7 protein-coding genes are annotated in these 6,390 nt (G+C 58.1%); all 7 read right to left on the bottom strand.

The features are described 5' to 3' along the window. Positions 1 to 111 precede the first annotated feature (111 nt). Positions 112 to 1,425, bottom strand: a complete 1,314-nt coding sequence (locus ACVOLS_RS00990) for a site-specific integrase (protein WP_149500782.1) — start codon at positions 1,423 to 1,425, stop codon at positions 112 to 114. A 138-nt stretch (positions 1,426 to 1,563) separates the two neighbouring features. Further along, positions 1,564 to 2,082 carry a single-stranded DNA-binding protein gene (locus ACVOLS_RS00985; protein WP_481544073.1) on the bottom strand — a complete coding sequence of 173 codons (519 nt, stop codon included), beginning with the start codon at positions 2,080 to 2,082 and terminating at the stop codon, positions 1,564 to 1,566. Between the two features lie 67 nt (positions 2,083 to 2,149). Continuing rightward, positions 2,150 to 3,172 (bottom strand): hypothetical protein, encoded by a 1,023-nt coding sequence (locus tag ACVOLS_RS00980; RefSeq protein WP_481544072.1) that lies wholly within the window; start codon positions 3,170 to 3,172, stop codon positions 2,150 to 2,152. Positions 3,173 to 3,432: 260 nt separating this feature from the next. After that, positions 3,433 to 3,996, bottom strand: a complete 564-nt coding sequence (locus ACVOLS_RS00975) for a hypothetical protein (protein WP_481544071.1) — start codon at positions 3,994 to 3,996, stop codon at positions 3,433 to 3,435. 423 nt (positions 3,997 to 4,419) lie between these two features. Further along, positions 4,420 to 4,764, bottom strand: coding sequence for a hypothetical protein (locus ACVOLS_RS00970; protein ID WP_481544070.1), 345 nt, complete (start codon positions 4,762 to 4,764; stop codon positions 4,420 to 4,422). 211 nt (positions 4,765 to 4,975) lie between these two features. Next, entirely contained in the window at positions 4,976 to 5,530 is a 555-nt protein-coding gene (locus tag ACVOLS_RS00965; RefSeq protein ID WP_481544069.1) for a hypothetical protein, read from the bottom strand. 100 nt (positions 5,531 to 5,630) lie between these two features. Beyond that, positions 5,631 to 6,053 carry a hypothetical protein gene (locus ACVOLS_RS00960; protein ID WP_481544068.1) on the bottom strand — a complete coding sequence of 141 codons (423 nt, stop codon included), beginning with the start codon at positions 6,051 to 6,053 and terminating at the stop codon, positions 5,631 to 5,633. Between the last annotated feature and the right edge of the window lie 337 nt (positions 6,054 to 6,390).

Below are 6,390 nucleotides of genomic sequence, written 5' to 3'. Positions count from 1 at the left end.
CGGGGAAACCCGTCGAAAGCCGCCAGAAATGGCGCAATTTTGATCAAATCGAGGTCGATCGAGCGCTCGACGCTGAAATCCAAGCTTCAGGGCGCTTTGATCAGACCTTCCTTAGCGCTTGCCTTCATCACCCACCTTCTTATCGTTATTGCGAGCAAGTGCGCTGCCAAGCAGTCGCATGGCCTTGTCGGCCTGTTCACGGATATGACGCTCGTTATAGACCTTGCCCGACTCCTTGTTGCGATGTCCATTGAGGTGTGCACGAATGTCCTGCTCGCGACCCTCCCTAATGATCTGCTCGGCGTCATTGGAACGCGACGCTGCATTGTGTTGATCAATCGCTAGCGACAGCGCGTAATTCATGTGATGGCGCAGTGCATGAGGATGTATGCCCGCCAGTTCTGGCGAGACCGCGCTGACTCGCTCGATGACTCGGTACAGGCCATTCTTCGACAGCGGCCTCCCAAAGGTCTTCCCGGCCTTGTGCGATACGAAAACGTAGGGATGTCGTCGCGCTCCAGGAATGCGTGCACGCACTTCAAGGATGTAGTGCTGGACCAGCTTTGCGAGCTCGTCCGAGATCGGCAGAATGCGCTCTTTCGTTTTGCTGGTCGGCTGATAAGCGCGAGGATCGTGCACGTCATCGTGATTGCGTCGAACGCTGACGCTTGGCTCGTGCCCAAGATGAAACTGCTCCACCCAAAGGCTGAGCAGTTCGCCCGTTCGCATGCCGGTGACTCGATACAACTCGATGATGATCGCATTCCGCAGCTGGATCGTCGGATCGCTGAACGGGTTCTCGTCGCTCCCGATGGCGATGACTTCCCGCAGCCGCTTGACCACCCCTGGATCAGGCGACTTCTCGACCGGCGTCTGAATGAGTCCGTGCTTGGACCCTCGTGGGCGGTGCTTTCGAATGCGCTTGCCCATCTCAGCCAAATCGTGCGCAAACTCCGCAGAGTTGCGATGCTGGATGATGACGCCGCCGAGGAACTCCAGGTAGTCCGCGATCGTCGTCATGCGGTTGTAGGCCACTCGCTGGGTCACCGAGGGACGCGCCACCGTCGGGCCTACCCGTGCATCAGAAAAGGCCACCACGTTGCCCGAGCGCACTTCGGTGTCTTCTCTAGCGCCCACATATCGCATGTCCAGCTTCGCGAAATCGCGCAGCGACACGATGTCTGGCAACGAAAGGAACGTCCCACCCGTGAACTCGTCAACGAGGTTGCGTCCTTCCTGCATCTCCCATCGAAGGAGCACCTGGATGTGCGTGAGAGCGTTTCGAATCGTATTGACGGCCGCTCCGGCGTTGCGCAACTGCGCCGTCGCAAAGAGCGTCGGGTAGAACACAGGAAGCCCCTGATCGTCCAGCAGAAGTGGCACGCGCTCACCTTGATTCATCACGCGCATCGCAAGCGAGGACATAAGGTCTTTTTCTACATTTACTACATATGAATGACTATACCATTTTATTTTACAAAAGTAGTGAGCAAAAAATAGAAAAGCCCCTTAGTAGAAGGGGCTTCCTGGATCCATTAGCTACAAAGCGTGAGGATAGGTGTCCTAGAAGGGAATATCGTCGTCGGCAAAATCATCCATTGGCGGTGCCGACTGCTGCTGCGGTGCCTGGCGCTGACCGCCGCCGTAGCCGCCGCCCTGGTCTTGGTTGCCATAACCGCCCTGGCCGCCACCCTGCTGCTGACGTGGGGCCGACTGGCGCTGCGGACGATCACCGCCACCGCCTTCACCACGGCCGCCGAGCATCTGCATCTCGTTGGCGACGATGTCGGTTGTGTACTTCTCCACGCCGTCCTGGCCGGTGTACTTGTCGTAGCGCAGCTCGCCTTCGACGTAGACCGAACTACCCTTGCGCAGGTACTCGCCGGCGATCTCGCCGAGCTTTCCGAAGAACACCACGCGATGCCATTCGGTGCGCTCCTGCTGGTTGCCGTCACGGTCCTTGCGCACGCTCGTGGTCGCTAAGCTGATGCGGGTGATCGCCATGCCTGCCTGGGTGTACTTGGTTTCCGGGTCGTTGCCGAGATTGCCGACGAGAATTACTTTGTTCACCCCTCTGGCCATGCACTGCTCTCTCTTCTTATTCGATGTGATTGGGTCTTAGCCTATGCACCAAGATGCCGTTGAAAAGTTAGACCTTCTGCGTGGTCTTCCGACTCTTACCTGCCAGGAGAGTCGGGGCTGGTGTCGCGACAGACGGAATCAGGGCGAGTACCGGGATGTCGTACTGCTCCGACCGGAATACGACCATGCAGTCGAACCGGCCGTCCCCCTTCCAGTGTGCTTTTCCTACAGCGCGATTCATGCCATCCAGGGCGAGACCGAGGGTGTCGCGTGAGTACCCGACACGGTCCCTATAGACCTGCGACCGCTCATCGATCGGCAGGGCCTCGCAGCCGTCAGCACATGCCTGGAGCCACTGCGCCACCAGGTGGACTGCCATGGCGAGCATTGCTCGTGAACTGGTCGCATAGCTGCAGATCGTTGCTGATGCGCTGCCAAGGTCATCAAGCGGCGGCATCAAAGCCTTCCAGTTGCTGAACTCATCGGGCCGCAAGGAGTGGTGGGCAAGCGACGCTGCCTGACGATATAGGCTGATGATCTGGAGCTGGCGCCGCCAGCCGGCCTGCATATCTGCAGCCACGAAGGCTGTCTCCGCATCCCGCAGGGCCGTCGTGAGCATCTCTACCAGCGCACCAGTTGCAACATGTGTCCGGTCGCGGATCTGGACGACCTGGTGACCCTCCCCAAGCCTTGCAAGATCCACCTTTCGGAATGGGGTCGCAATCGTTGCCGACTCTCCGCCGACGAGCGTCTCCAGATCGAGGATGCCCCAGCTGCTATCGCCTTGCTCAACCGGCCAGCGGATCATGGGCAAGGAGCGTGCTTCGTCGTACTCGACAATGACAGCGTCGCGCGTGAGCCGAGTCGTCGGACGATCACTGTGCTGGACAAACTGCCGCCAAGAATCGTCAGCAGCTTCGCTGAGCTGCCGAAGCACCTGACCTCGATATTCACTGACGACCTCGCTACCGCTGTCCGGCAACGTGGCTTCTGCGATTCGCATCGCGCGCTCAAGGGCTTGGCCAGTGGCCAAGTACCAGGCCTCCGCAGGGGAGACGACGGGTTGTGTGTTCGTTTTCTGGTTTTCCATGGATCCACCAGCTAATTTGCCAATGAATCGTATGGCCTACTGAAGCCAAAAGCGTTGGCTAACCGCCGCGATGATTCAATAGGTTAAGCGTATTCCCGGACTTCACCGTCGCCGGCAACACTCACTCGGACGCAACCGCTTCGCAGAGCGGCTCAGCGTCACAAGAAAAAACCCGGTCATAAGACCGGGCTTTGGGGAACTACATTGGACTGTCTACGTCCAGCCTCATTGAACTGGAGCGTTCATGAGGGGCTGACGTATCAGTTGCGCACTTCCGTTGGCTTCGTCCCGAACTTCTTCTCCGCCATCGCATAGATGTCGTGAATATCGATCTGGATGTACTCGAGGTCACCGCCGCGGATCGCGCCAGAATACCCCCAGCCAACTCGCCCTTTCTCATAGCCTGTGACCGTATAGACGAGGATTTCCCCGTCAACCAGATGGGTGGCCACGAAGTACGGGAAGTCAAGATCGATGTCGATAAAATCATCCCGCGCGATCGCATCGCATCCGAACTCAAGGTCCTGATCGGACAGAGCAATTTCTGCCGCAACCGCGGCGTCCATCACATGCTTGCCAAGCAGGTCGCGATCCTTCACATCGAACGTGATTCCCTTGCTTGCAACATTCTGGAAGAACTCCAGATGGGACTCTTCGCCGAAGACGTACTGCGTCGGGAAGCCCCCATCGTCAGTGTTCGAGATCACGGCAAAGAGACCCTTATCTTCCTGCTGCACAACCTGGACCTCGTAGCGAGCCATGATTGCCATGAACAGTGCCGCATCCTTGACGTGGAAGTAGTTGGTACGTGCGAGACCTTGCATTGCTCTTCTCCTAAAACTGCAGGGGAAGCCTCCCCCACCATGGGGGAGGTCTATCTCCCCGCTTGGGTGGTGGTGGTTGCTAAGTAAGTGTCTGGTACGTGCAGCGCCGCAACAGCATGGCTTACGCTAGGTCTACATCGATCCCGCCCATGTACATTGCTGCCCATTCTTCGCGGAAGACGTCGGCCGGCGCCTCAAACTGGCCGCTGGTACGGTGCAGCCCGACACACAGGATTGACGTTTCCCGAACATCCCCGAGCAGGTGCTCCTGGCACCAGCTACGGAACTCTTGGACATCGACCGAGCGATACGACTGGTACGCCCGAGGCATCCTGCTGCCGGCGGTAACGATCTGGCCGGTCCGCACACAGGCATCAAAGTGCCCGTGCGGCCCTCTCAACGTGATGGTTTCTTGCCTCATGACTATTGGCCATGCGAAGGCTTGAGGCCGACGGTCGCGAGGATCTCAGTGTCCTCCTCTTCTTCGTCTTCGTCTTCGTCTTCGTCTTCATCTTCCTCATCGCCACCAAAACTGGTGCCGACGCTGCCAAGGTTCTCCGCGCATGACTCCTCGATCTGGCAGCCCGGCGGGCTCACGCCCGGATCGATGAGCATCATTGCGCACCGTCCTAGATCCTTCGGATCAAACCCGGCTTCATCGCCTACTTCCAGCCCGTCCTTCTTGGCTTTTTCGATGGCTGCAGCTCGGAAGGCGGCTTTATCGAACACCTCAATTTCCAGGGTTACACGGATGAGGGTCTTCTTCATGTTGCTGTCTCCATTGAATGCAGAGAGCAGGCCCCGATGCGGGAAGCATGTCCCTGCGGGGTGGCGGCCGAAGTTGGCCAATGTGTTCCGGTGAGCCGGTGTCTTTGCGGACAAGCCGCGAATCTTGGCAGGAGCGACCCTATCTTCAGCCCTGCACGCAGGGCTCAAGGTAAGGCCGGCCCACCCCAATGGGGGGTGAGCGGCCCGGCAGTCAGTTACTGCCCTTCTTGTCACGTTCGATCTTCATCTGGGCCACATCGGCCTTGATGACCTTTGCGACGGCTTCCTCGATCGGAAGGGAGTTCAAGATCACTGCCCCCGCATACTTGCTGGCCACGTGTGCAGCCACAGCATCGGTGAAGGCGCTCTTGATCACCATGACATTTCCTTCCGTCGTCTCGAACCACGTTTCGGTTTTGAACTTCCGGGTCAGCGTGCGCTTGTAGGTGCGCTGGATGTCCCATTCGGCGACCAAGAAATCAACGTAGCTCGGGAGGTCATGAAAGTCCGGCGTCCCACTGAGCGACAACTGATCGCCGTACTCATCGAGGAATGGCTGGGTCTTTGCCCATTCCTCAGCTGCAACCTGGTCGGCTTGGGCGGTGGCGTTGTTCTGCTCCCCGTAGTTACGCACCCAGGTTTCGCTGCCATTGCCGCGATTCTCGGCTATTCCGATGTAGCGGCCGAGCCAAAAGACTTCTGCCGAGAAGCAGAGGGTTTCTTCGCTCAGGCGGCTATTGAGTTCGATCTTCTTGAGGGTCAACATTTTTTACTTCTCCATAGATTGGCGAAGCACCTCCCCAAGGGAAGGTGCCTGGCCGGGGTGGTTAATGTGTTTGCTTGACGTTCTGCTTGAGGCTGACCGATTACTCGGTTTTTGACAGATCAAGGAGGTCTGTTACCGCATATTCGACAACCACTGACACGTCCAACTCTTCCGTGATACGGCGAAGAATCTCTGCGATGTCTTCGTTGAAGGCATCGTCCGTATGAGCGAACGGCGCCCAACGGTGGGCGGCGAGTTCACCCTGTGAACCCTCCCAAGACAACGTTGTGCCGAAGCCCTCTTCACCGTGGACGTCGCCATCGTGCAGCGTGAAGGTCATGTAGCCGATTGCGCTGCTGTCCTTCAGGACGCTGGCTATCAAAGAGAACTCTTCATCACCGCTTTCCTCGATTCCACCCAATGCAAGCCCGTAATTGCCCAGTGCGGTCGCAATCGACGCCAAGGTGGACGTCATGAGAGGCTTCGTCTGATCCCAGGCCGCTGTGTAGATTTCGGTTTCCATGATGCTGTCTCCAAGTAGGGTGGAGACAGCAATCCCTTGGACGGGGAAGCGTGTCCCCACGGGATGATTGGTCGATTGACCTGAAGTGTGCCGGTTAGCCGGCGTCTTACCGGATCAATCCGGAAGAATGCTATGCCTATGCATGCCAGCGAAGGTTTGGCAGGCCTGCATCGAGGCTCCCTCAAGAATTCGAGAACTCAAACCCTTGAGGGAGCCCCGCATGGGATGTGCGGGGCTACTCGCATTGAACAGTCCTTAACAGGGGGGAAAAGGACTGCTCAAATGCACCGGCGCCAGGGGGTTCTGAGCGGCGGCGTTGTTTGCGAGCCCGGTTAGA

It is taken from the genome of Stenotrophomonas sp. STEN038, from assembly GCF_056759895.1.
This window is presented reverse-complemented; position numbering and strand designations above follow the sequence as displayed.

Excerpts from the sequence above, each read along its gene's own strand:
- ACVOLS_RS00970 (WP_481544070.1), bottom strand. The coding sequence starts at position 4,764 with ATGAAGAAGACCCTCATCCGTGTAACCCTGGAAATTGAGGTGTTCGAT.
- ACVOLS_RS00990 (WP_149500782.1), bottom strand. The coding sequence starts at position 1,425 with ATGTCCTCGCTTGCGATGCGCGTGATGAATCAAGGTGAGCGCGTGCCA.
- ACVOLS_RS00985 (WP_481544073.1), bottom strand. The coding sequence starts at position 2,082 with ATGGCCAGAGGGGTGAACAAAGTAATTCTCGTCGGCAATCTCGGCAAC.
- ACVOLS_RS00980 (WP_481544072.1), bottom strand. The coding sequence starts at position 3,172 with ATGGAAAACCAGAAAACGAACACACAACCCGTCGTCTCCCCTGCGGAG.
- ACVOLS_RS00960 (WP_481544068.1), bottom strand. The coding sequence starts at position 6,053 with ATGGAAACCGAAATCTACACAGCGGCCTGGGATCAGACGAAGCCTCTC.
- ACVOLS_RS00965 (WP_481544069.1), bottom strand. The coding sequence starts at position 5,530 with ATGTTGACCCTCAAGAAGATCGAACTCAATAGCCGCCTGAGCGAAGAA.
- ACVOLS_RS00975 (WP_481544071.1), bottom strand. The coding sequence starts at position 3,996 with ATGCAAGGTCTCGCACGTACCAACTACTTCCACGTCAAGGATGCGGCA.